The organism is Mycoplana sp. MJR14 (genome assembly GCF_029210525.1).
Classification (GTDB): Bacteria; Pseudomonadota; Alphaproteobacteria; order Rhizobiales; family Rhizobiaceae; genus Mycoplana.
The window spans coordinates 707,355-730,135 of record NZ_JARGEO010000001.1; the positions used below are offsets into that span (position 1 = coordinate 707,355).

24 protein-coding genes are annotated in these 22,781 nt (G+C 65.9%); 6 read left to right on the top strand and 18 right to left on the bottom strand.

All coding sequences use genetic code 11. From position 1 onward, the window contains the following. Nucleotides 1-37: 37 nt before the first annotated feature. On the bottom strand, nt 38-1,072 hold the full coding sequence (locus P0086_RS03485; RefSeq protein ID WP_112595996.1) for a proline racemase family protein: 1,035 nt from the start codon (nt 1,070-1,072) through the stop codon (nt 38-40). Between the two features lie 269 nt (nt 1,073-1,341). Between P0086_RS03485 and P0086_RS03490 the strand changes: the two genes are divergently transcribed. Together P0086_RS03490 and P0086_RS03495 are read left to right on the top strand one after the other, a co-directional pair. Then, a complete protein-coding gene (locus P0086_RS03490; RefSeq protein WP_112609158.1) occupies nt 1,342-2,145 on the top strand; it encodes a phosphodiesterase in 804 nt (267 codons plus the stop codon). Between the two features lie 103 nt (nt 2,146-2,248). Further along, nucleotides 2,249-2,887, top strand: coding sequence for a DUF1236 domain-containing protein (locus P0086_RS03495; protein WP_112609156.1), 639 nt, complete (start codon nt 2,249-2,251; stop codon nt 2,885-2,887). Between the two features lie 50 nt (nt 2,888-2,937). Here P0086_RS03495 and P0086_RS03500 read toward each other — a convergent pair whose 3' ends face one another. Then, nucleotides 2,938-3,753, bottom strand: coding sequence for a phosphoribosyltransferase family protein (locus P0086_RS03500; protein ID WP_275782491.1), 816 nt, complete (start codon nt 3,751-3,753; stop codon nt 2,938-2,940). A 77-nt stretch (nt 3,754-3,830) separates the two neighbouring features. On the opposite strand from P0086_RS03500, the gene P0086_RS03505 reads away from it, so the two are divergent. Next, nucleotides 3,831-6,185: a methyl-accepting chemotaxis protein gene (locus tag P0086_RS03505; protein ID WP_275782493.1), complete on the top strand. Its 2,355-nt coding sequence runs from the start codon at nt 3,831-3,833 to the stop codon at nt 6,183-6,185. A gap of 61 nt (nt 6,186-6,246) precedes the next feature. Here P0086_RS03505 and P0086_RS03510 read toward each other — a convergent pair whose 3' ends face one another. Further along, nucleotides 6,247-7,191 carry a nucleoside hydrolase gene (locus tag P0086_RS03510; protein ID WP_275782496.1) on the bottom strand — a complete coding sequence of 315 codons (945 nt, stop codon included), beginning with the start codon at nt 7,189-7,191 and terminating at the stop codon, nt 6,247-6,249. A 182-nt stretch (nt 7,192-7,373) separates the two neighbouring features. Here P0086_RS03510 and P0086_RS03515 point away from each other — a divergent pair, with 182 nt between their 5' ends. Next, a complete protein-coding gene (locus P0086_RS03515; protein WP_112595980.1) occupies nt 7,374-7,805 on the top strand; it encodes an Hsp20 family protein in 432 nt (143 codons plus the stop codon). 138 nt (nt 7,806-7,943) lie between these two features. Further along, nucleotides 7,944-8,201, top strand: a complete 258-nt coding sequence (locus tag P0086_RS03520) for a DUF1150 family protein (RefSeq protein WP_112595978.1) — start codon at nt 7,944-7,946, stop codon at nt 8,199-8,201. Between the two features lie 18 nt (nt 8,202-8,219). On the opposite strand, the gene trmB is transcribed toward P0086_RS03520, so the two are convergent. From trmB to trpS, 15 genes are all read right to left on the bottom strand, one after another. Beyond that, on the bottom strand, nt 8,220-8,921 hold the full coding sequence (gene trmB / locus P0086_RS03525; RefSeq protein ID WP_112609148.1) for a tRNA (guanosine(46)-N7)-methyltransferase TrmB: 702 nt from the start codon (nt 8,919-8,921) through the stop codon (nt 8,220-8,222). Nucleotides 8,922-9,004: 83 nt separating this feature from the next. Then, nucleotides 9,005-10,261: a methionine adenosyltransferase gene (metK, locus tag P0086_RS03530; protein ID WP_112609146.1), complete on the bottom strand. Its 1,257-nt coding sequence runs from the start codon at nt 10,259-10,261 to the stop codon at nt 9,005-9,007. Nucleotides 10,262-10,436: 175 nt separating this feature from the next. Next, nucleotides 10,437-10,853 carry a helix-turn-helix domain-containing protein gene (locus tag P0086_RS03535; RefSeq protein ID WP_112595970.1) on the bottom strand — a complete coding sequence of 139 codons (417 nt, stop codon included), beginning with the start codon at nt 10,851-10,853 and terminating at the stop codon, nt 10,437-10,439. 146 nt (nt 10,854-10,999) lie between these two features. Next, nucleotides 11,000-12,586 (bottom strand): apolipoprotein N-acyltransferase, encoded by a 1,587-nt coding sequence (gene lnt, locus P0086_RS03540; protein WP_275782502.1) that lies wholly within the window; start codon nt 12,584-12,586, stop codon nt 11,000-11,002. A gap of 152 nt (nt 12,587-12,738) precedes the next feature. After that, nucleotides 12,739-13,953 carry a hemolysin family protein gene (locus P0086_RS03545; protein WP_112615402.1) on the bottom strand — a complete coding sequence of 405 codons (1,215 nt, stop codon included), beginning with the start codon at nt 13,951-13,953 and terminating at the stop codon, nt 12,739-12,741. A gap of 12 nt (nt 13,954-13,965) precedes the next feature. Further along, on the bottom strand, nt 13,966-14,469 hold the full coding sequence (gene ybeY, locus P0086_RS03550) for an rRNA maturation RNase YbeY (protein WP_112595965.1): 504 nt from the start codon (nt 14,467-14,469) through the stop codon (nt 13,966-13,968). A gap of 18 nt (nt 14,470-14,487) precedes the next feature. Continuing rightward, nucleotides 14,488-15,543, bottom strand: a complete 1,056-nt coding sequence (locus tag P0086_RS03555) for a PhoH family protein (RefSeq protein ID WP_112595963.1) — start codon at nt 15,541-15,543, stop codon at nt 14,488-14,490. 28 nt (nt 15,544-15,571) lie between these two features. Then, entirely contained in the window at nt 15,572-16,972 is a 1,401-nt protein-coding gene (gene miaB / locus P0086_RS03560) for a tRNA (N6-isopentenyl adenosine(37)-C2)-methylthiotransferase MiaB (protein ID WP_275782508.1), read from the bottom strand. An 81-nt stretch (nt 16,973-17,053) separates the two neighbouring features. Further along, on the bottom strand, nt 17,054-17,842 hold the full coding sequence (locus tag P0086_RS03565) for a lysophospholipid acyltransferase family protein (RefSeq protein WP_275782510.1): 789 nt from the start codon (nt 17,840-17,842) through the stop codon (nt 17,054-17,056). A 38-nt stretch (nt 17,843-17,880) separates the two neighbouring features. Continuing rightward, complete coding sequence (locus tag P0086_RS03570; RefSeq protein WP_112595954.1) at nt 17,881-18,309, bottom strand: Fur family transcriptional regulator; 429 nt, start codon at nt 18,307-18,309, stop codon at nt 17,881-17,883. A 67-nt stretch (nt 18,310-18,376) separates the two neighbouring features. Then, complete coding sequence (locus P0086_RS03575) at nt 18,377-18,871, bottom strand: GNAT family N-acetyltransferase (RefSeq protein ID WP_112595952.1); 495 nt, start codon at nt 18,869-18,871, stop codon at nt 18,377-18,379. A gap of 3 nt (nt 18,872-18,874) precedes the next feature. Next, the gene (tsaB, locus tag P0086_RS03580; RefSeq protein WP_275782514.1) at nt 18,875-19,537 is read right to left on the bottom strand and encodes a tRNA (adenosine(37)-N6)-threonylcarbamoyltransferase complex dimerization subunit type 1 TsaB; all 663 of its coding nucleotides are present in this window, start codon (nt 19,535-19,537) and stop codon (nt 18,875-18,877) included. Between the two features lie 30 nt (nt 19,538-19,567). After that, on the bottom strand, nt 19,568-20,137 hold the full coding sequence (locus P0086_RS03585) for a NifU family protein (RefSeq protein ID WP_112595947.1): 570 nt from the start codon (nt 20,135-20,137) through the stop codon (nt 19,568-19,570). Nucleotides 20,138-20,252: 115 nt separating this feature from the next. Beyond that, the gene (locus P0086_RS03590; protein ID WP_112595944.1) at nt 20,253-20,741 is read right to left on the bottom strand and encodes a universal stress protein; all 489 of its coding nucleotides are present in this window, start codon (nt 20,739-20,741) and stop codon (nt 20,253-20,255) included. A 168-nt stretch (nt 20,742-20,909) separates the two neighbouring features. Further along, entirely contained in the window at nt 20,910-21,974 is a 1,065-nt protein-coding gene (gene trpS / locus P0086_RS03595; protein ID WP_148178277.1) for a tryptophan--tRNA ligase, read from the bottom strand. Nucleotides 21,975-22,275: 301 nt separating this feature from the next. Here trpS and P0086_RS03600 point away from each other — a divergent pair, with 301 nt between their 5' ends. Continuing rightward, nucleotides 22,276-22,767, top strand: coding sequence for a DUF882 domain-containing protein (locus P0086_RS03600; RefSeq protein WP_112595939.1), 492 nt, complete (start codon nt 22,276-22,278; stop codon nt 22,765-22,767). Nucleotides 22,768-22,781: the final 14 nt, after the last annotated feature.

Here is a 22,781-nt window from a genome sequence, read left to right on the forward strand (position 1 = left end):
CGGCAATCGGGTCGGGGCCAGCGCCCCGCCGCCGGCGTCAGCCGATCTCGCCCGCCTGCGGACCCCAGGTGTCGGTCATGGCGAAGCCGTTCGCCAGCGGGTCGGTCGGATCGAGCGCCACCTGATGCAGCCCGAACGTCCAGCCGCGACCGGTGATCGTCGGGATGATCGCCCTGCGCCCGGCCACCTCCGTTTCCGCTTCCAGGCCCACCTCGAATTGCGATCCGATGATGGAGCGGGAGCGGAAGGTGTCGCCCACCTTGACCTTGCCGCGCGCATGCAGCGTGGCGAGATTGGCGGAATTGCCCGTGCCGCACGGAGAGCGATCGATGCGGCCCGGCCACATCGTCGTGGCCGTCCGGATCGTGCCGTCGGCCTCGCGTTCGCGGAACATCACGTAGGCGATGCCGTTGATCTCCGGAATTTCCGGATGGACGACGGGCATCGCCCTGTTGATCAGGTCCTTCAGCGCCATGCCGGCATCGACCAGCTTGCGCGCATTGGCCTTCTCGATCGTCGTGCCGATCTGCTCGACGTCGACCAGCGCGTAGAAGATGCCGCCATAGCTGATGTCGAAGCGCACGCGGCCCCAGTCGGGCGTGTCGATCTCGGCGTCCAGTTCGTGGACGAAGGACGGCACCATCGTGAGCTTGACCTTCTCGCAGCGGCCGTCGCGGCAGGTCGCGGTCGCCTTGACGAGGCCGGCGGCGGTGTCGAGCACGACGACCGTTTCCGGCTCCTTCATCTCCACGATGCCGCTCTCCAGCAGCGCCGTCGTGACGCAGATGGAGTTGGAGCCGGAGGAAGCATGGGCCTGATCGGCCTGCAGGATGATGAAGCCGGCATCGGCCTCGGGGCGCTTGGCCGGCAGAAGCAGGTTCACCGAGCCGGTCGCGGCGGCGCGCGGCTCCAGGCAGAGGAACCGGCGAAGGCTGTCATCCACGGTGTTGATGTGGTTGAGCTGCTCGGCGATCGAGTTGCCGGGGATCCTGGGCACGCCGCCGATCGCGACCTTGCCGATCTCGCCCTCGCAATGAACGTCCAGAAGCTGGATCGTGCGTTTCCATCTCATCGCGCCACTCCACTCGCCTTGCTTGTCCCGCGCCGCTGCGGCACGGACGATCAGGATCCTGCTACATCACGGCGGGGCGCAATCCAACTGCTTTCATCGCCTGCGGCACAGGACCAGGGACCAGCCATGCGGAGGCGGGGCCGGACTTGGGGCCGGACTTGGGGCCGGACGAGCGGCAGAGGGTTCGCGGCGCCCGATCGCCTGCAGGCTTGACCATTGCGGTGCGGCCGGTGAGATTTCGCCGCCACCTTTCATCCACGGACCTTTTCATGACCAAGCTCATCGTCTTCACCGACCTTCACATGACGCCCGAGGGCGTGACCATCATCGGCCTCGACCCGTTCGAGCGCCTGCGCAAGGGTATCGATCATGTGAACCGCCATCATGCCGATGCCGACCGGGTGATCTTCACCGGCGATCTCACGCATCGGGCCGACACGGCCTCCTACCTCCGGCTCAAGGCGCTCCTGTCGACGCTCGCGCCACCGGCGGCGATCACGATCGGCAACCATGACAATCGCGAGCGCTTCCTGCAGATCTTCGATCACGTCACCCCCGACGCGGACGGCTTCGTGCAACAGGCGATCGACTTCGACGACTGCCGGGTGCTGCTGCTCGACACACTGTTCGCACCGCCCTACGACTATCCGGCCAGCCACGCCGGGCTGCTCTGCGAGCTGCGGCTTGCCTGGCTCGACCAGCGGCTCGCGGAGACGGACAAGCCCGTCCTCCTCTTCATGCATCACCCGCCGCACCGCACCGGCTTCACCGGCATGGACGCGATCCGGCTGACGAACGAGGCGGCATTCTACGAACTTGTCCTGCGTCGCGGCAACGTCCGCCACATCTTCGCCGGACACGTCCATCGCACGATCGGCGGCTCGCATCGCGGCATTCCCTTCTCCATCTTCAAGAGCCCGGTGCACCAGCAGCCCATGCCCTTCGACGCCCCCAATCCTTCGCTTTCGGTGGACGAACCCGGCGCCTACGGCATCGTCGTGCTGACGCCCGAGGGCCTGCAGGTCCATACCGAAGACTACGAAATCGCGCGGCGCGACAGCGTGATCGCGTAACAGTTCGTTACCTGCCCTCTTTCCGCAACCGGGAACCGTAAGCTCTGCGCCACGTTGTGTTGGCGAAGGGAAACACACGGACCCAATTCGGAAGGAGATACCGATGTACAAGATTCTGATGACCGGCGTTGCGCTCGCGATCGCGGGCGCCTCGATGGCCCACGCCGAGGAGCGGAAGCCGAACCCCGGCGCGGCAGCGGCCACTGGTGGCGCCGCCGGCGCGCTGACTGGCGCCCTCGTCGGCGGACCGGTGGGTGCCGCAATCGGCGGCGTCGCCGGCGCCACGCTGGGCGCGGCCACGTCGGTTCCGCAGGAAGCCCGCGTCTACGTGATGGAAAACCCGGTGGAGCCGGTGGTGCTCGAGGGTCCGGTGACGACCGAGACGCGCCTGCGCGAAGACGTCGTGCTGACGCCGATCCCGGACCAGCCCGACTATTCCTACGTCTATGTCGAAAACCGGCCCGTCATCGTGCGGACCAGTGACCGCCAGGTCGTCTATGTCGACGAAGTGCAGACGACCGGCAGCATTGCCCCGCCGATCCCGGAAACGACGATCACCTATATCGAGCGCCATCCGGTCGGCCCGGTGGTGCTGGAAGGGCCGGTCGCGGCCGGCACCGTCGTCCCCGAGGACGTCGACCTCATCGCCGTCCCGGACAGCCCGGACTATGGCTACATCTATGTGGAAGACCGCCCCGTGCTGGTCGACCGCGGCAGCCGCCAGGTTCTCTGGGTGCGCTGAGCCCCACGCTACGTGACATGACGAACGGCCCGCAGGTTGCGGGCCGTTTTCTATGGCGGGTCGGCGGCAGGCCGCGTCACGAGATCGACCACCTCCTGATCGGTAACCTGCGCGAAATCGCGATAGTGGCAGCTGACGGCGCGGAAGCCGGCCGGTTGCTGGAGGCAGACGACACGGTCGGCCGAGCGCGCCAGAAGCCGCACCGTCTCCGGCGGACCGACCGGCACTGCGAGCGTGATGGAGGCGACCGCCTGCAGCCGCACCGCCTTCAGCGCCGCCGCCAGGGTAGCGCCGGTCGCCACCCCATCGTCGACGACGATGACGTTGCGGCCCTGAAGCGGCACCTGTACCCTGTCGCCCAGATATCGCCGGCGCTGGCGATCGATCTCGGTCCGCTGCCTGGCCGCCTCGTCGTCGAGATAGGCCGACGTGGCGCCGCACAGGCCGACGAGGTCATCGTTCAGCACGACCTGCGGCTGGCCGCTGCCGGCGATCGCTCCCAATGCGACCTCGCGGTTTGACGGCGCCCCGATCTTGCGCACGAAGAGAAAATCCAGCTCCGCCCCGAGCGCCGCTGCGATCTCGGCGGCGACGGGCACGCCGCCCCGCGGCACAGCCAGAACCACCGGCTGCCCGATCCTCTCACCGGAAAGCACCGCGGCCAATCTCCGGCCCGCGTCCGCGCGGTCCTCGAACTGCTGTCCATAGAGCATTTCCGCCCTCCCGAGGGGGCGAATAGGCTGGAATTCGAGCCGCATCATATCAAATTCATTAAGGACTTGCAGATATTTGAAGTGCTTGGGCGGAAAACTGCGAAAAATCAGATCCGCCCCGCCGGGCGCCGGTCGGCCTGCCCCGTTCTCCATGATGGAGCCTTCCCCATTCCGATTGCGTTCCGCCGCCGCGCACCCGCTCGGCGACCGTCTCAGCTTGTGAGGATTTCATGTTCAACCTACAGCCCAAGTCGCTCGCGACAAAGCTGATCGCAGTTACCGGCGGAACGATCGCCGTCGTCCTGCTTGCATCGAATTTCATCCTTATCTCGCAATCCGAGGATCGCGTCGAGGCGCTGATCCTCAACGAAGCCAACAGCGAGGCCCGCGCCATCTCCGAAGACGTCGCCGGCGCCATCGGCGAACTGGCCAGCGCTGCCCGCTCGAACGCCGGCATCATCGCCAAGGGCCACGAGGGCCAGTACCTCGACCGCAAGGCCGTCATCGACATGCTGCGCGTCGGCGCCGAGGCCAACGACTTCGCCTTTGGCAGCTGGTTCGCCGCCGAGAAGGACACGTTCGACGGCAAGGCCTCCGAGTATGTCGGGAACAAGGAATTCGCCGGCAGCAAGGACGGCACCTTCAACCCCTACTGGACGAAGAACAAGGAAGGCGGCCTGACCTTCTCGACCTTCGAGTCCGACTACGAGGGCGGCTGGTACGCGCTCGCCGCCAAGAGCGGCAAGGGTGCCATGAGCCCGCCCTATACCGAGAGCACGACCGGCGACAACGTCTCGATGGCCTCCATCGCCTACCCGGTCCTGTCCAAGGGCAAGCTGATCGGCGTCAGCGGCGTCGACGTCCGCCTGTCGACGCTGGCCGAGCGCGTCTCCGCGCTGCGCCCCTTCGGCACCGGCCGCGTCCTCGTGCTGACGCAGACCGGCAAGTGGCTCGTGCCGCCGAAGCCGGACCTTCTGATGAAGGACTATGACGGCGCCGGCAGCGATATCGTCAAGGAAGCCCTCGGCGCACAGAAGCCGGGCTTCATCGCCAACCTGTCCCTCGACGGCCTGGAGCCGTTCGACCGGGTCGTCTACCCGGTCGAGCTGCCGGGCGTGAACGCCACCTGGGCCGTCCTCGTGGACATCCCGCATTCTGTGGCGAGCGCACCCGTCCGCGACCAGACCCTGATGATGGTTCTCGGCGGCGTGATCGTGCTCGGCGTCGTCCTGCTCGGCCTGTGGCTCGCCGTCCGTCGCTTCGTGCAGACGCCGCTCGCAAGCCTCGTCGCCGACGTCGACCGGCTGGGCCGCGGCGAATATGCCGAACCGATCCTGGGCCAAGAGCGCACCGACGAGACCGGTGCCGTGGCGAAGGCGCTGGAAGGCTTCCGCCACCAGCTCGCCGACACCAAGCGTCTCGAGGCCGATGCGGAAAACCAGCGCCAGATGACCGACAGCGAGCGCAACCGGGCCGAAGCGGAGCGCCAGGCCTCCGGCGCCCTGCAGCGCGACATCGTCTCGCGGCTTGCCGAAGGGCTTTCGCGGCTCTCTGCCGGCGAGCTGTCCTACCGCCTGTCCGGCGACTTCCCGGGCGAATATGCGAAGCTCAAGGCCGACTTCAACTCCGCCATGGGCAGCCTCGAGGAGACGATCGGCACCGTCAACGCGTCGGTCGCCAACATCACCAACGGCACCAACGAGATCTCGAACGGCGCCGGCGACCTTTCGCATCGCACCGAGCAGCAGGCCGCAAGCCTGGAAGAAACGGCCGCCGCCCTCGACCAGCTGACCTCCCAGGTCAATTCGAGCGCGGAGAACGCCCGCGTCGCGGCCCAGTCGGTCGCCTCGGCAAGCGAGGACGCCGGCCGGTCGGGCGAGGTCGTCCAGAAGGCGATCGCGGCCATGAAGGGCATCGAGAAGTCGTCCGGCGAGATCTCCAACATCATCGGCGTGATCGACGAGATCGCCTTCCAGACCAACCTGCTGGCGCTGAACGCCGGTGTCGAGGCCGCCCGCGCCGGCGAGGCCGGCAAGGGCTTCGCCGTCGTCGCCCAGGAAGTCCGCGAACTGGCGCAGCGCTCGGCGAATGCGGCAAAGGAGATCAAGAACCTCATCAACGCCTCGGAAACGCAGGTGCGCGAGGGTGTCGATCTCGTCGGCCGGGCCGGCAATGCGCTGGAAAAGATCGCCGAGCAGGTCATGCAGATCAACGGCCTGATCCGCCAGATCTCGTCCTCCGCCTCCGAGCAGGCGGTCGGCCTGAAGGAGATCAACTCGGCCGTCAACCAGATGGACCAGGTGACCCAGCAGAACGCCGCGATGGTGGAGGAAACGACCGCTGCCAGCGTCGCGCTGAACGAGGAGGCGCGCACGCTGCAGTCGCTCGTCGCCCGCTTCCGCACGGCACAGGAGCAGTCCGCCCCTGCAGTGCGCCAGCCGCAGCGCCCGGCCCAGCCGGCCGCACCTGCGGCCCCGGCGGCAACGGCGCCGCGTGCCGCTTACGCCCGCCCCGCCGCGCCGCGTGCGGTCCCGCAGGTTGCCGGCAACACGGCGCTCGCCCAGGACAACTGGGAAGAGTTCTGAGCGCCAGACAGCGCCACGGGAAAAGAATGAACGGCGCCGCCCCCGCGGCGCCGTTCTCGCATCAGAGCCGGGCGACGCGCTCGGTCAGGAGCTCGAAGAAGCCGTCGGCATCGATGTCGCGCATCACCCGGGCATTGGGGTTGCGGCCGGTGACCTGCCACCAGTCGACGACGGTCATCCCGGTCGTCAGGGGCGAGCCCGTCTCGACCTCGACATTGCAGTGGCGGCCGCCGAACAGGTCCGGCCGCAGCAGATAGGCGATCACCGTCGGGTCATGCAGCGGTCCGCCGTCGGAGCCGTATTTCTCCACGTCGAAGCGCTCGAAGAACTCCAGCATGGCGACCAGGGCCAGCGCCGGCGGCGTGCCGATCGCGCGAAGCTTCTCGACCCGGCTGCGCAGGGTGAGAACCTTGTGAGTGACGTCGAGGGGCATCATCACGATCGGGACGCCGGCGCGGAACACGATATCGGCCGCCTCGGGATCGACATAGACGTTGAACTCCGCGGCCGGGGTGATGTTGCCGCCCTCGAAGAAGCCGCCGCCCATCATGACGATCTCGGCGATGCGGCCGGCCAGGTCCGGCGCCTTCTGAAGGGCGAGCGCGACGTTGGTCAACGGCCCGAGCGTGCACAGCGTCACCGTGCCGGAGGGCTCGTAGCGGATCGTCTCGACGATGAAGTCCACCGCATGCATGTCCTGCAGGGGCATCGTCGGCTCGTCGAGATCCGGGCCGTCGAGACCGGTCTTGCCGTGGACATGCTCGGCGGTGACGAGCGGACGGCTGAGCGGTGCGTCCGCACCCGCGAAGACCTTGACGTCCGTGCGCCCGCAAAGCTCGCAGAGGATGCGGGCGTTGCGCGCCGTCAGGCTCAGGGGAACGTTGCCGGCAACAGTGGTGATGCCCAGCACCTCCAGCTCGTCGGCGCTGCCGAAGGCCAGCATGATCGCTGCGGCATCGTCCTGGCCCGGATCGGTATCGATGATGATCTTTCTTGGTGGCGACATGGGCCTCAACTTCTCCGAATCGTGTGGTCGCGCCGGCAATTGGCGGCGAAACGGCGACTATATTTGCCGGACGGCACTTCGCAAGCGTCTTGCACGGGTGCCAGGCAGCCCCCATATTGCTGGATGTCGGGATGCCGAATTCGGGTCCCGCGACCAGTCGCTTGAAAGCAAGGACTAACGACATGAGCCGGATTACGCCTTTTGCCAGCCCACTCCTTCTCGGCTTCGACGCCATGGAGAAGACCCTGGAGCGGATCGCCAAGGGGAATGACGGCTACCCTCCCTACAACATCGAACGCATTCGCGCCGATGGCGTCTCCGGCTCACCGGAACGGCTCCGCATCACGCTTGCGGTGGCCGGGTTTTCGGAAGAGGAGCTCGAGGTGACCACGGAGGAGAACCAGCTGATCGTGCGCGGTCGCCAGACCGACACGGAAGAGCGGGACTACCTCTACCGGGGCATTGCCGCACGGCAGTTCCAGCGCATGTTCGTCCTTGCCGACGGCATGCGGGTGCTGGGCGCCGAGCTGCGCAACGGCCTCCTCGCCATCGACCTTGCACGGCCCGAGCCAGAGCGAATGGTAAGGAAAATTAACATTTCCGTACCAGACTAGGCCAAGTGCCGTTCCTGCGGGAACACCCGCCGGAGCTTCACCCACATACGGATATTTTCCGGATGCACCGACGGGTCATATCGACGGCGGGCGTCCGGCAGGCCGGTATCCAATCCGGCACATTGCCAGGAGGCAAACATGGGACTGAAAACCATCACCCCTCAAGTCACCAAGGCGGACCTCGCCCATCTGGGCGCGGGCGAAGTGGGCTATATCCGCAAGATGCGCGCCGACGAGGTTTCGCGCTGCTTCCCCGAAGCGCCGGATATCGATCCCAGCCTGGACCTCTGGGCGCTCTTCGGCGCGGACGGCACGCCGATCCTTCTGACCGACAACCGTTCCAGCACCTTCTACAAGGCTGCCGAGGACGAGCTTCGCACGGTCAGCCTGCACTGACAGCAATCCGTGGCGGGCTCATGCCCGCCGGAAGGTGAGATAGGCAGAGCTGCGACCTTCGCGCTTTGCCTTCGCCTCGTAGCGCGTGCCCGGCCAGCCGGCGAACGGCGTCAGCCAGTCGGCGGCATTGTCCGCGGTCCATTCGAACGCGGGGTGCGCGGCGCAGTGCGCCAGCGTCCAGTTGACATAGGTGTCTATGTCGGAGGCGAAACAGAAGAGCCCGCCGGGCTTCAGCACTCTTGCGAAGCGATCGAGGCTCACGCGCGATACGAAGCGGCGCTTCCAATGCTTCCGCTTCGGCCAAGGATCGGGATAGAGCAGGTCGATCTGGTCGATCGATTCCGGTGGCAGCCAGTCCAGAACCTGCATCGCGTCGTTGTCGTAGAGACGGACGTTGCGCGCACCGGTCTCCTCGATCCGCCCCACCAGCTTCGCCATGGAATTGATGAAGGGCTCGACGCCGATGAACCCGGTCTCAGGGTTCTCGAGCGCGCGATGAATGAGGTGCTCCCCGCCGCCGAAACCGATCTCGAGCCGGATCCGCGCAGGGCCGAACGGGAAGAGGCCTTCCAGCCGCTCCGGCGCCGGCTGCGACAGATCCAGCGCCAGCGTCGGCAGCACCTCTTCCAGCCGGCGGGCCTGGCGCTCGCGAAGCGGCTTACCCTTGCGGCGTCCGAAAAAGGCCTCCGTGGCGCGGGTCGGGTGCTGCTGTTCTGACATGGCGGGTCTCTCACGATAAAAGCGGGCGTCTCCCTGGGGAGGCACCCGCTTTACAGTCTTCGATCAGGGTCCGTAAAGGCCGATCAGGCCGCCTTGGCCGTCTCGGCCTTGAGTGCGTCCTTCAGCGGCTTGACGAGATCGAGCTTCTCCCAGGAGAAGGAGCCGTCGCGCCCGGCCTTGCGGCCGAAATGACCGTAGGCGGAGGTCTTGGAATAGATCGGCTTGTTCAGGTCGAGGTGGCGGCGGATGCCCGAGGGCGAGAGATCCATGACCTTGCGGATCGCGGCCTCGACCTCGTCCTCGGTGACCTTGCCGGTGCCGTGCAGGTCGACGTAGATCGACAGCGGCTGGGCCACGCCGATGGCGTAGGACAGCTGGATCGTGCAGCGATCGGCGAGGCTGGCGGCCACGACGTTCTTGGCCAGGTAGCGCGCGGCATAGGCGGCCGAGCGGTCGACCTTGGTGGTGTCCTTGCCCGAGAACGCGCCACCGCCATGGGGCGCGGCACCGCCGTAGGTGTCGACGATGATCTTGCGGCCGGTCAGGCCGGCGTCGCCGTCCGGGCCGCCGATGACGAACTTGCCGGTCGGGTTGATGTACCAGTTGCAGTCGCCGGCGATCTTGATGTCGGCCAGCGCCTCGCGGATATAGGGCTCGACGACCTGGCGGACCTTCTTGGAATCCCAGCTGTCGTCGAGATGCTGGGTGGAAAGCACGATCGAGGTCACCTCGGCGGGCTTGCCGTCGACATACTTCACGGTCACCTGGCTCTTGGCGTCGGGGCCGAGCTTGGCGACGTCGCCGTTGCCGTTCTTGCGGGCGTCGGCCAGGAGCTGCAGGATGCGGTGGGAATAGTAGATCGGCGCCGGCATCAGTTCGGCGGTCTCGCGGCAGGCATAGCCGAACATGATGCCCTGGTCGCCCGCGCCCTCGTCGCCCTGCTGGTCGGCGGCATTGTCGACGCCCTGGGCGATGTCGGCCGATTGGGCATGCAGCAGCACGTCGATCTTGGCGCTCTTCCAATGGAAGCCGCTCTGCTCGTAGCCGATGTCGCGGATCGCCTTGCGCGCCGCGGCCTTGAACTTCGAGGGGTTGATGACGTCGTTGCCGTCCTTGTCCTTCTTCAGAAGGCTCGGCGGCAGGCGCACCTCACCGGCAATCACGACGCGGTTGGTGGTCGCCAGCGTCTCGCAGGCGATACGGACCGTCCAGGGATCATACTTGGTCTTGGCCGCCTCGCGGTAGACCAGGTCGACGATCTCGTCGGAAATGCGGTCGCAAACCTTGTCGGGATGCCCCTCGGCCACGGACTCGCTGGTGAAGAGGTAATTGCTGCGCATACGGGATTCCCCTCAATGAAGACGGTTCCGTATTAGTCAGTTCGGGGTCGAAAAACAAGCGCAGAACGACATAAACATATCTTTATATGCGATTATTTCCCCGGAGAGGCCACAAAAAGAAAACGGCTCCAAAAGGAGCCGCTTTCTTGCGTAACTTTTTCCGTCCAGGCGAAGCCTATTCCTCCGCCTCGGCGGCCAGCGCCTTCACGAGATCCACAAGCTTACGGCGCACCTTGGGATCGCTGATCTTGACGAAGGACCTGTTGAGTTGAAGCCCCTCCGAAGAGGAGAGAAAGTCGACCACGTAGTTCGAGCTGGACGCTTCGGCCATTCCCGGCTGGTTTCCGGTATTCTCCCCCGGCGCATCCTCGAAGAAAAACGAAACCGGCACGTTGAGTATGCTGGAAATGTTCTGCAGGCGGCTCGCGCCGACACGATTGGTGCCTTTTTCGTATTTCTGGATCTGCTGGAAGGTGATCCCCAAATTTTCGCCCAATTTCTCCTGGCTCATGCCAAGCATGGTTCGGCGAAGGCGGATCCGGCTACCGACGTGAATGTCGATCGGGTTCGGCTTCTTCTTGTTTTCAATCATTGCTGTTGTCCTAACGCGCGAAATGGCCCCATTTATCCGGCATCTATCATAAGCCTTAACGTCACGTTGTATCCGAGACCTTTTCGGACTTTATAATACTTATAAAATGCCGGTATTTGCCACTATGCAATTTTAGGGGTTTTTGGTCAATTCGCATGCCGGATAAAACCAATGCGAGAAAACGCCCCTATTCCGAAAAAGATTGCAACTGCCGTCCAAAACCACAGGTTTCGTGACACAGTGTCATGAAGCGTCTCGCTTTTTCCCGGTATGGTTGCATCCAGAAACCCGTCCATATTATATGGAAGCCCGGTTATTATACGGCCTTTTGCGTCAACCACCGCGGAAATTCCGGTATTGGCCACGCGCACCAGCGGCAGTCCCGTCTCGACCGAACGCACCTGCGCCTTATGGAAATGCTGGTAGGGACCCGGCGTATCGCCGAACCAGGCGTCGTTGGTGACGTTCAGCAGGGCATCGGTGGAAAGCGCTGTAGCTTCGATCTCGTCGGGAAAGATCGCCTCGTAGCAGACCATGGGGTAGAACGAGCGGTTGCCGGGGAGCGTGAGCACCTGGTGTGCGCGCGCGGCGGAAAAGCCGCCGGGCATGGAGGCTACGGCAGTGACGCCCCATGAGTTGAGGAGCGCCTCGAACGGCATGTATTCGCCGAAGGGCACGAGGTGCACCTTGTCGGTCGCACCCAGGATCTGCCCGGTCCCGTCGATCGCATAGATGGAATTGTAGTAGCGCGGCTCCTTGCCGGCGCCTGCATCCTCGGTCCGCACCGCTCCGGTGATCAGCACCTGGTCGTCCTGCAGCACGGCGGCGATCCGCGTCAGCGCGTCGGGATTGTCCGTCAGGATGAAGGGGATCGATGTCTCCGGCCAGATGATGATGTCCGGCCTCTTCCCGCCTGCGGGCGGGGCGCCGCTGAGCGCCAGGTGCTTCTCGAAGATCGCCACGCGGTTGGCGTCGTCCCACTTGCCTGCCTGGTCGATGTTGGGCTGCACCAGCCGAACCGTCACGTCGGTATCGGCGGGCTCGGGCATCACCCGCAGCGCATAGAAACCATAGCCCGCCTGCAGCGCCAAAAGCAGCGCGGCGATCGACAGCCCGATCCGCTTGCCCCGTCCCGTCCACAGAAGCGCCGGCGCTGCGAAGACGAACACCGCCAGCACGTTCATGCCGGCCACGCCGACGATCCGCGCCGGCTGCATCATCAACGGAATCGGCATGGCGCCGTAGCCGACGGCATTCCATGGAAAGCCGGTGAAGAGGAACGAGCGCAGCCACTCGGCGATGCCGAAGGCCGCGGCGAGTGCGAAGATGCGCCCGACGCCATCCGACCAGAACAGGCGCGCGAGCGCTGTGGCAAATCCATAGTAGAACGCCAGGAACGCCGGCAGGCCGACGACCGCCAGCGGCAGGGCCCATGCGAACGCCTCGGCGTCGACGAGCAGGGCGTTGCCCAGCCACCAGAGGCTTCCGAGGAAATAACCGAAGCCGAAGCACCAGCCGACACGGAAGGCCGGCGCGAGCCTTCGCAGGAAGCCCGCGTCGGGATCGCCGCTGGCGCCATCGATCAGCCAGACCAGGACCGAAAAGGAGACAAACAGGGCGGCGAAGAAGCCGAAGGGCTGCAGCGCCAGCACGCCGAACAGGCCCGCCAGGAATGCCGCCAGCGCCCGGGTCCAACCGGACAACAGCATCATCTTGCCTGCCAGACGTGTCATCATGCCCTCTCGACCTGCAGCGAATCAGCGCGGCAAGTCTTCCAAAAAAAAGAGCGCTTGTCGCGCCGCGTCGGGGAAATGCCGAGATTCGAAGAAGGCAGTCTGCGGTGCCGTCGGGCAAACGCCGGCCATGCGGCCGGCGCCCGCCGCCTTCAGGCGTTGCCTTCGGTCTTGCCGCTTTCGGTAAGGACGTGCTCCTGCGGCGGCGGAAGCTGCTGCCCCTCGCCTTCCGCTCTCGTCAGCCGCCGGCGCGTCGGCGAGGAGCGCTTGCGGGTGATGCGCACGCGCTTGACGCGCCTGGGGTCGGCATCGAGCACATGGAACTCGAAGCCCGGCAGCGCCTGCACGACCTCGCCACGCACCGGAATCCGGCCGAGGGAGCCGAAGATGAGGCCGCCCAGCGTGTCGGCGTCCTCGAGTTGCTCGCGGATGTCGAAGTCGCGGCCGATCGTCTCGGCAAGCTCCTCCAGCTCGGCACGGGCATCGGCGATGAAGACGTCGTCCGAGACGCGCGTGATCATCGCTTGGTCGTCGTCGTGCTCGTCCTCGATGTTGCCGACGACCATCTCGACGATGTCCTCGAGCGAGGCCAGGCCGTCGGTTCCGCCGTATTCGTCGATCACCAGCGCCATCTGCGTGCGGGTCGCCTGCATCCGCCCCATCAGGTCGGAGGCCAGCATGGACGGCGGGACGAACAGCACCGGGCGGATGATGCCGGCCTCGACGACCGTCTTGGTCAGGTCGATCCGGGCGAGGTCGAACTCCGCCTTCGGCGTCTTGCCCGGCCTTTCGCCGGCCGCTGCCGCGGCCACGCCGTTCGCAGCCTTGGCGCCGGCCGTCGACCGGGTGCCGATCGCCACCCTGGCGGCTGCGGTCTTCGCGCCGTTGCGTCGCTTGTTGCGCGCCTGCTTGGTCACGTAGGCGAGCAGGTCGCGGATGTGGACCATGCCACGCGGATCGTCGAGGCTGTCGCAATAGACCGGCATGCGCGAATGGCCGGACTCCTCGAAAATCATCATCAGCTCGCCGATGGTGATGTCCTGCTCCACCGCCTCGATGTCGGCGCGCGGCACCATCACGTCCTCGACCCGGATCTCACGGAAACGGAGAATGTTGTGAAGCATCGCCCGCTCCTCGGGCGAAAAGGCGGCGTCCCCTTCGGGAGCCGGGGTCCTCAGCGCTTCCGCCAGGTCGTGGCGAAGCGACGACGCATCGCTGCTTCTGAAGAAGCGCATCGCGCGTGACCAGAAATTCCTTGCCGGACTCGCCTGCGGTTCCGGCCCGGGCGTACTGCCCCCGTCGTCCTGTTCCGAGGCACCGGCCTCGTTGGTATCAGCCGAAAGCGGCTGTGATCTCAAATCGCTCATCGTTCCAAACTGTCAAACCGGGTCGTCCCCGTACGGATCAGATAGGCCAAGCTCGCTCAAAATGCGAGTCTCGAGCCCTTCCATTTCTTCGGCCTCGTCGGTTTCCATATGATCATAACCGAAGAGGTGCAGAAATCCATGCACCAAAAGATGCGTCAGGTGCTCCTCGAACGGCTTGCCCATCTCTGCCGCCTCGCGCGCGACGGTCTCGTGCGCAAGGATGATGTCGCCGAGCATCGGGCCCGGCATGTCGCCGGGCTGCACCGGAAAGGCGGGGAAGGACAGCACGTTCGTCGGCTTGTCCTGCCCGCGCCATTCGGCATTGATCGAGCGGATCGAGGCATCGTCGGTGAAGAGCAGCGACAATTCGGGGGCGGCCTGCGGCAGGGGCTGCCCCTCTTCGCGCGCCAGATGGCGCGCAGCCGTGCCGATGACGCGTTCGCTCATGGAAGAAAGCGTCTTCTCGTCGGGCCAGGGGCCTGCCTCGACGCTGATCTGGATCTCGATTTCGCTCATCGGTCTTGCAGGACCGCCTCAGCGGTCCATGTGCTCGCTTTCGTCCTGGACGGCGCTCTGGGATTCGTAGGCCCGGACGATGCGCGCGACCATCGGGTGACGAACGACGTCGGCGTCCTTGAAGCGGACGACGGATACGCCCTCCACGCCGCGCAGGATCTGCAGCGCCTCGACCAGGCCCGACTTCATCCCCCGCGGCAGGTCGATCTGGCTCGGATCGCCGGTGACGATCATGCGGCCGTTCTCGCCGAGACGGGTGAGGAACATCTTCATCTGCATCGAGGTGGTGTTCTGCGCCTCGTCGAGGATGACGGCGGCATTGGCCAGCGTGCGGCCGCGCATGAAGGCGAGCGGGGCGATCTCGATGACGCCGGCGGTGATGGCGCGCTCGACCTTGTCGCCCGGCATCATGTCGTAGAGAGCGTCGTAGAGGGGGCGCAGATAGGGGTCGACCTTCTCCTTCATGTCGCCCGGCAGAAAGCCGAGCCGCTCGCCCGCTTCGACGGCCGGCCGCGACAGCACGATCCGGTCGACCGCGCCGCGCTCCAGCAGTTGCGCCGCATAAGCCACGGCGAGATAGGTCTTGCCGGTGCCGGCCGGGCCGACGCCGAAGACGAGTTCGGATCGCTCCAGCGCGCGGATATAGGCATCCTGCGTCGGCGTGCGCGCAACGATCGTCTTCTTGCGCGTGGAAATCTGCGACATGGTGAGCTTGGCCTTGCGCTCCATGGTCGGCAGCAGGAGCTGGTCGTCGGCGGCAACGGCCATGCGGATCGCGCCTTCGACGTCGGAGAGTTCCACCGAGCCGCCGCTCTGCAGCCGCCCGTACAAATAGTCGAGCGCGCGGCGGGCCTGGTTGGTGGCGGTGATATCGCCGCTGATCGAGACCGAGTTGCCGCGGGGCCGCGCCTCGATCTGCAGCCGCTGTTCGAGAAGCTTCAGGTTCTGGTCGAACTGGCCGAAGAGCTCGCTGGCGTATCGGTTGTTTTCGAAGGTGAGCACGAAGTGATTTGCGTCTGTCGCAGGCGGTTTCGACTGGCGCGGCGATGTCGTCATCAATTCGTGTCCGTTCAAGCGGCAACGCTCCCTTGCTGTCCGCCCCTCAACCAATCGCCTCGGCGAAAAGGCTGTTCGGGCCGGCACCGGTGATTCGTACCCTTATAATGTCACCGATTTCGGAGCCGTTTGCATCAACATTAACAGGGTGAAGCCAAGGCGATCGGCCGACGAGCTGTCCGGGCATGCGGCCCGTCTTTTCGAGCAGAAGATCGATTTCCTTGCCAACGCATCCTGCAGCGAAGGCGGTCTGCTGCTGAAACAGCAGCGCCTGCAGTCTCTCAAGGCGCTCGGACTTTACACCTTCGGCAACGTGTCCGTCCATCTCCGCCCCCGGCGTGCCCGGCCGGATCGAGTACTTGAAGGAGAAGGCCTGCGCATAGCCGACCTTGTGGACAAGTGCCATCGTGTCCTCGAAATCCTCGTCGGTCTCGCCGGGGAAGCCGACGATGAAGTCGCCGGAAATGGCGAGGTCCGGCTGAACGGCGCGGATGCGTTCGATCAAGGCGAGGTAGTCGGCGGCCGTATGGCGCCGGTTCATCGCCTTGAGGATCCGGTCGGAACCGGACTGCACGGGAAGATGCAGGTAGGGCATCAGCTTCGGCAGGTCGCGGTGGGCGTTGATCAGCGCCTCGTCCATGTCGCGGGGATGGCTGGTGGTGTAGCGGATGCGGGCCAGCCCTTCGATCGCCGACAGCCGCTCCAGCAAGGCGCCGAGCCCGATCGGCGCGCCGCCGTCACCCTGCCCATGCCAGGCATTGACGTTCTGGCCGAGCAGCGTGATCTCGCGAACGCCGGCGTCGACCAGACGCTCGGCCTCGGCGACGATCTGGGACAGCGGGCGGGAGACCTCGGAGCCGCGCGTATAGGGCACGACGCAGAAGGTGCAGAACTTGTCGCAGCCTTCCTGGACCGTCAGGAACGCGGCGACGCCGCGGGCGCGCGTCTGCGCCTTCTTCGGCGCCGGCAGGTGCTCGAACTTGTCCTCGATCGCATAATCCGTGTCGACCACGCGCTCGCCCTGCTTGGCGCGCTTCAGTGCGTCGGGAAGGCGATGATAGGTCTGCGGGCCGATGACGAGGTCGACCGCCGGTGCCCGGCGCAGGATCTCGCTGCCCTCGGCCTGGGCGACGCAGCCGGTGACGCCGATCACGAATTCTCGGCCGTCCCTGGCGCGCGCCTTCTTCATGTCGCGCAGGCGCCCGAGCTCGGAATAGACCTTCTCCGCCGCCTTCTCGCGGATATGACAGGTGTTGAGGAGCACGAGGTCGGCGTCTTCCAGCGTCGTCGTCGCCTCGTAGCCGTCCTTCGACAGTGCGTCCGTCATGCGCTCGCTGTCGTAGACGTTCATCTGACAGCCATAGGTCTTCACGAACACCTTGCGGCTGTTGCGTGGAGCGGCGGCCGGCTGCGAGGCCTCGTCGATTGCGGAAATCCGGTCTGTCATGGACGGGTCTTTAGTCGAAAAAGCCCCGGAATTGAAGCCCTGTCGCGCGTGGCCCGCCGATGGCCCGCGCCGGCCACCCGCTCACCGGGCGCGCAGCCTGTCGCCCAGCATGGTGCGAAGGCGTTGCTCCACCCGACGGCTCAGCGCCTTTCGATTTCCGGAAGCGTCGTAGGGGATCATCTCGCCGAAATCGACGTCGATCTCGAAGGCGCCTTCCTTCAGGATGCCGAGCAGGTGCGGCAGCAACTCGATGTCGCCGGGCCATGCGGCGATCGGCCGATGATAGCGGCCCATCGCCATGCCGTGCAGGCCGGTATAGGCGATCGAGACGGGCTGGACGAACACCGTCCCGCCCGGCACCTGGGCGGCCGCGGTGGCGGCGGCGCCGAAGAGCGAGGTCTTGACCTCCAGCAGGCGGTTGCCGTCCGAGGTCGTGCCTTCCGGAAACAGCACGACGATCTCGCCGTCCGCCATGCGCCGGGCGATTTCGCCCACCTGCTCGCCGGTCTTGCGCCGCTCCTCCCGGACGACGAAGATCGACGCCTGCAGGCGCGCAAGCAGGCCGAAGACCGGCCAGTCGCGCACCTCGGACTTGGCGATGTAGACGACGTCGGCGATCGAGCCGAGAACGAGGATGTCCTTCCACGAGGCGTGGTTGGCCGCCAGCATCAGCGGCCGCCGCCCTTCCAGAGTACCGTGGACGCGCACCTTCAGCCCGAGCAGAGCGCAGGCCGCGCGATGCCACAGCCGCGGAATGCGGCGGCGAAGCCTGAGATCAAAACGTAGGCAGACGAGCTGCGCCGGCAAAAGCGCCAGCGTCGCGAGCGTCAGGCAGGTGAGAACGAGAGCGATGCGGAGCCAGGAGACCAATCAGATCCTGCAAGCAGGCGGGGGACCACGCAACCGCCCTACTCGCCCTCCTTCTTGAGCGGCACGCCGTAGAGCTCGAGGCGGTGATCGACCAGCTTGAAGCCGTGCTCGCGGGCGATCTTTTCCTGCAGCGCCTCGATCTCGGGCGAATGGAACTCGATCACGGTGCCCGTCTTCAGGTCGATCAGGTGGTCGTGGTGTTCCTCGGGGACGGTCTCGTAGCGGGAGCGGCCGTCGCGGAAATCGTGACGCTCGATGATGCCGGCGTCCTCGAAGAGCTTGACGGTGCGGTAGACCGTCGAGATCGAGATGCGCGGATCGACATCGGCGGAGCGGCGATAGAGTTCCTCGACGTCGGGGTGATCGGCGGAATTTTCCAGCACGCGGGCGATCACGCGACGCTGCTCGGTCATGCGCATGCCGCGCTCGACGCAGAGTTCCTCCAGCGTTTTTTCCACTTCCGTCATGTCGTCCCGGTCCCGTCGCAAGCACGTCCAGGGCAGCACCGGCGCGTGCGTCCCCTGCACTAGGGGACTAGCGAAGATCGCGCCGCATGACAAGCGCCGTGGACCGGCGGCCGGCCTGTTCGTAGTAGGCCTTGCGCTCGCCGACCTTGGCAAAGCCGAGCTTCTCGTAGAGCCTGAGCGCGGCGAGGTTGCCCTCGTCCACCTCGAGGAAAATCTCCTGCGACCCGCGCATGCGCGCCTCGCGCAGCGCTGCCTGCATCAGCCGCCAGCCGAGGCCCGCCCGCTCGAATCGGGTGTCGACGCCGATCGTCAGGATCTCCGCCTCGCCGGCCGCCGCACGCGCCAGCACGAAGCCGCCGGCGGGACGGCCGGAGGCGTTGGTCTGCCAGGCGATGAAGCCGAAGACGGTGTCCTGCGACAGCAGCGAGTGGAACTCGCCGTCGCTCCAGGCCCGCGCGAACCGCGCCTTGTGCAGGCTTGCGAGCACCCGTCCATCCTCCGGTTCGATCGGGAAGATCTCGAACTCGGGAGGCTTGCGGAGGAAGAAGTCGGTCAGGGACACGGATCAGGCCCTCGCGATGGCAAAACCGGCCTGGGGCTTGGCGTCCGGGCCGCGGAGATAGAGTGGCTTCGGCTTGTCGGCCCGGGGATCGGCGAGCGCGCCGAGGCGGGCCACCGCCCCGATCGGGATCGGCTGGGCCGGCTCGCTGTCGCCGGCGGTCCCGGCAATGAGCGGTGCCGCCGAACCGATGACGAGCGCTTGCGAGACCTCGGCTGCCGCTCGGGCTTCGTCGAGCGGCAGGATCAGCGGTGCGGAGACCGCGGCCCCGTCGGCGGCGAAGGCCTGGCAATAGGCCTCTCCGCGCTTGGCGTCGATGGCGACGAACACCGGCGTCGCCGGATGCTCGGACAGATGCGCCGCGGCGATCGCGGAGAGCGTCGAAACGCCGACGGCCGGAACGCCCAGCGCCAGCGACAGCCCACGGGCCGCCGCCACGCCGACCCGGATGCCGGTGAAGGAGCCGGGTCCGATGGTCACCGCGATGCGCTCGATTGCCGACAGGTCGACGCCGGCGGCTTCAAGGGCGGCGTCGACGAACGCCATCAGCCGCTCGGCATGGCCGCGGCCGATGTCCGCGCCGGCGGTGCCGAGCGTGACGTTGCTGTCACTGTCATGAATGGCCACGAAGCAGCCGCTGCCGGACGTATCGATCGCCAGCAGGATCATCGGTGGCACCCGCGGAAGGGGTGCCGGAAATCACATGATCGCTTCAACTTCCTGCACTTCCGGTACGAAATGGCGCAACAGGTTCTGCACGCCGTGCTTCAAGGTGGCGGTCGAGGACGGGCATCCCGAGCAGGCACCCTTCATGTTGAGGTAGACGCGGCCGTCGCGGTAGCCCTTGAAGGTGATGTCGCCGCCGTCCTGGGCGACCGCGGGGCGGACGCGGGTGGCGAGAAGTTCCTTGATGGTCGCGACGATCGCCTCGTCGCCCTCGTCGTAGAACTCGCCTTCCTCGTTCTCGTCGCCGCCGAGCGCGCCGCCGGCCATGACCGGCTGGCCGGACATGAAATGCTCCATGATCGTGCCGAGGATCGCCGGCTTCAGGTGCTGCCAGTCGGCGTTCTCCTTGGTGACGGTGATGAAGTCGTAGCCGAAGAAGACGCCGGTGACGCCCGGAACGCCGAACAGGCGGGCGGCGAGCGGCGAAGCCGCCTGCGCCTCGGTCTCGTCGCGAAACTCCGCCGTTCCCTCTTCCAGGACGATCTTGCCGGGGAGGAACTTCAGGGTCGCCGGGTTCGGCGTGGTTTCGGTCTGAATGAACATCGTTTCGTCTCCAAGCCGTCGGGTTCAAGGCTCCGCGGCGAATGTTTAGAACCATTCAAAAGAAAATAGGCTTTTCCGGCCGCGGCATCAAGGCATGGCCGCCGGAATAGTGACTTCAGCTCAGCGCGTCGATTTCCTCGTCGGTCAGAGTCTCCGGAATGACGGTGACGGGGATGGGGAAAGCGGCGCGACCGGCGAGCGAGGAGACCAGGGGGCCGGGCCCTTCCTTGGCGGATCCCGCCGCCAGGACGAGGATGGCGATATCCCGGTCCTCCTCGATCTGGGCGTTGATCTGCTCGGCTGCACCGCCTTCACGGATGACGATCTCCGGCTCGATGCCGAGCCCTTCGCGCACCGTCTGGGCCGCCTTGGCGACGATGGCCTCGGCCTCCTCGCGGGCCTCGGCGCGCATGATCTCCTCCACGCCCAGCCACTCGCGGAAGTCGCCGGTCGGGATCACATAGAGCAGCACGACGCCGCCATTGGAGTTCTTCGCGCGCGAGGCTGCATAGTGCGTGGCGCGCTGGCACTCGGGCGTCTCGTCGACGATCGCCAGGAACTTCCGCCGGTGGCCCTCCAGGCGTGACAGTCGTGTCGATACCATTTCTCACTCACCTTCGCCCTGATTCCGCCACAGCTTATACCAAATCCGGGCGATGGGAATTGGCCTGCGGCGCGTCACGTTGGCGCCGTCGACAACACCTCCTGCGCACGGGCGCCGGCGTGCCCTCCCGCCTGCCCGCGGCAAGAGGGAGGGCGGATCAGGCTGCGACTAGCGCAGGAATCCGATGATGTCGGAAACCTCGGCCATGGTCTTCTCGGCCCGGGCGCGCGCCCGCTCGCCGCCATCCCGGAGGATCGCGTCGAGATGGGCCGTGTCGCCCATCAGCCGGCCCATCTCGTCGGTGATCGGCGAAAGGACGCTGACGGCGAGATCGACCAGCGCTGGCTTGAAGGTGGAGAACTGCTGGCCGCCGAACTCGGACAGCACCTGCGCCTTCGAGGTGCCGGCAAGGGCGGCGTAGATGCCGACGAGGTTCTCCGCCTCCGGCCGGCCCTTCAGCCCCTCGGCCTCGGACGGCAGGGCCTCGGGGTCGGTCTTGGCCTTGCGGATCTTCTTGGAGATCGTTTCGGCATCATCCAAAAGGTTGATGCGGGACAGATCGGACGGATCCGACTTCGACATCTTCTTGGTGCCGTCGCGCAGGCTCATGACCCGCGGCGCCGGGCCCTCGATCATCGGCTCGACCATGGGGAAGTAGGCATGCACCGGCTCGTCGCCGACCAGGATGTCGACGCCGGTGCCGGAGGCGCGGATCTTGTCCCTGAAGTCCAGGTTGAACTTCATGGCGATGTCGCGGGCCAGTTCCAGATGCTGCTTCTGGTCGTCGCCGACCGGGACATGGGTGGCGCGGTAGACGAGGATGTCGGCGGCCATCAGACTCGGATAGGCGAGCAGGCCGAGCGAGGCGTTCTCGCGGTCCTTGCCGGCCTTGTCCTTGAACTGGGTCATCCGGTTCATCCAGCCGATGCGGGCGACGCAGTTGAAGATCCAAGCGAGCTCGGCATGCTGCGGCACGGCCGACTGATTGAAAACAATATGTTTTTCAGGATCGATGCCGGAGGCGATGAAGGCGGCCGCGATCGAGCGGATCTGGCCTTTCAGGTCCTCGTGGACGAGCTGGGCGGTGATCGAGTGCAGGTCGACGACGCAGTAGATGCAGTCGTTCTCCTCCTGCAGGGCAACGAACTTGCGGATGGCGCCGAGATAGTTACCGAGATGGAGGTTGCCCGTCGGCTGGACGCCGGAAAAGACGAGCGGCTTGAAAGCGGTCATGATGTCCTCGTGAGGCTGGTGGAGGGCCCAAGCAGCGGTTGCTGCAACTGGTTCACGGGCGCGCTTATGCACGGCGGCCGGACCACAATCAAGCGGGCAATGGCGGGGGCGACCCGGGCACGGTGCGGGCGGCGATCGTGGCACCAAGACGGCACAATCGCGGCGTGCCCTTAATACTCCTTAAGTATTAACTAACATTAGTAATAAAATCCTCACAAAAGCCAATTTTGGGATTTCAGTTCTCTCCGGGGTGGAGGTGACCCGGTCGGCATTGCTGACCGGCCTGATCAGGAGAGGTATCATGCTGAGAGCATGTTCCATGCTACTGGCCGGCCTGTTCGCGCTTTCGACGCTTGCCATGGACGGCGCGCGCGCGGGTGAGACCAAACTGAACTTCAAGAAGGACAAGGGGCGCGTCACGCTTGCCTATGCGACGCAGACCCCGCGCGTCCGTCACAGCTGTTTTCCCGGCCGGCTGCATGCCGTGCTCGCCCATATCGCCGCCCAGACCGGGCGGCGTCCGCTCGTCACGTCGGGCCATCGCTCCGGCGGTCGGCGCGGTTCCTACCACCGCAAGTGCCTGGCGGCCGACATCCGCGTGCCCGGCGTCTCCGTCAGCCGCATCATCGCCGCGGCGAAATCGGCCCCCGGCATCGGCGGCATCGGCACCTATTGCAACGGCATCGTCCATGTCGACGTCGGGCCGAAGCGGCGCTGGAACTATTGCGGCGGCCGCGGGCGGGGCCTCGCCAAGCTGAACAGGTCGAAGGCGAAAGTCGTGGCGATGCGCTGAGGCGCGGCCTCGCG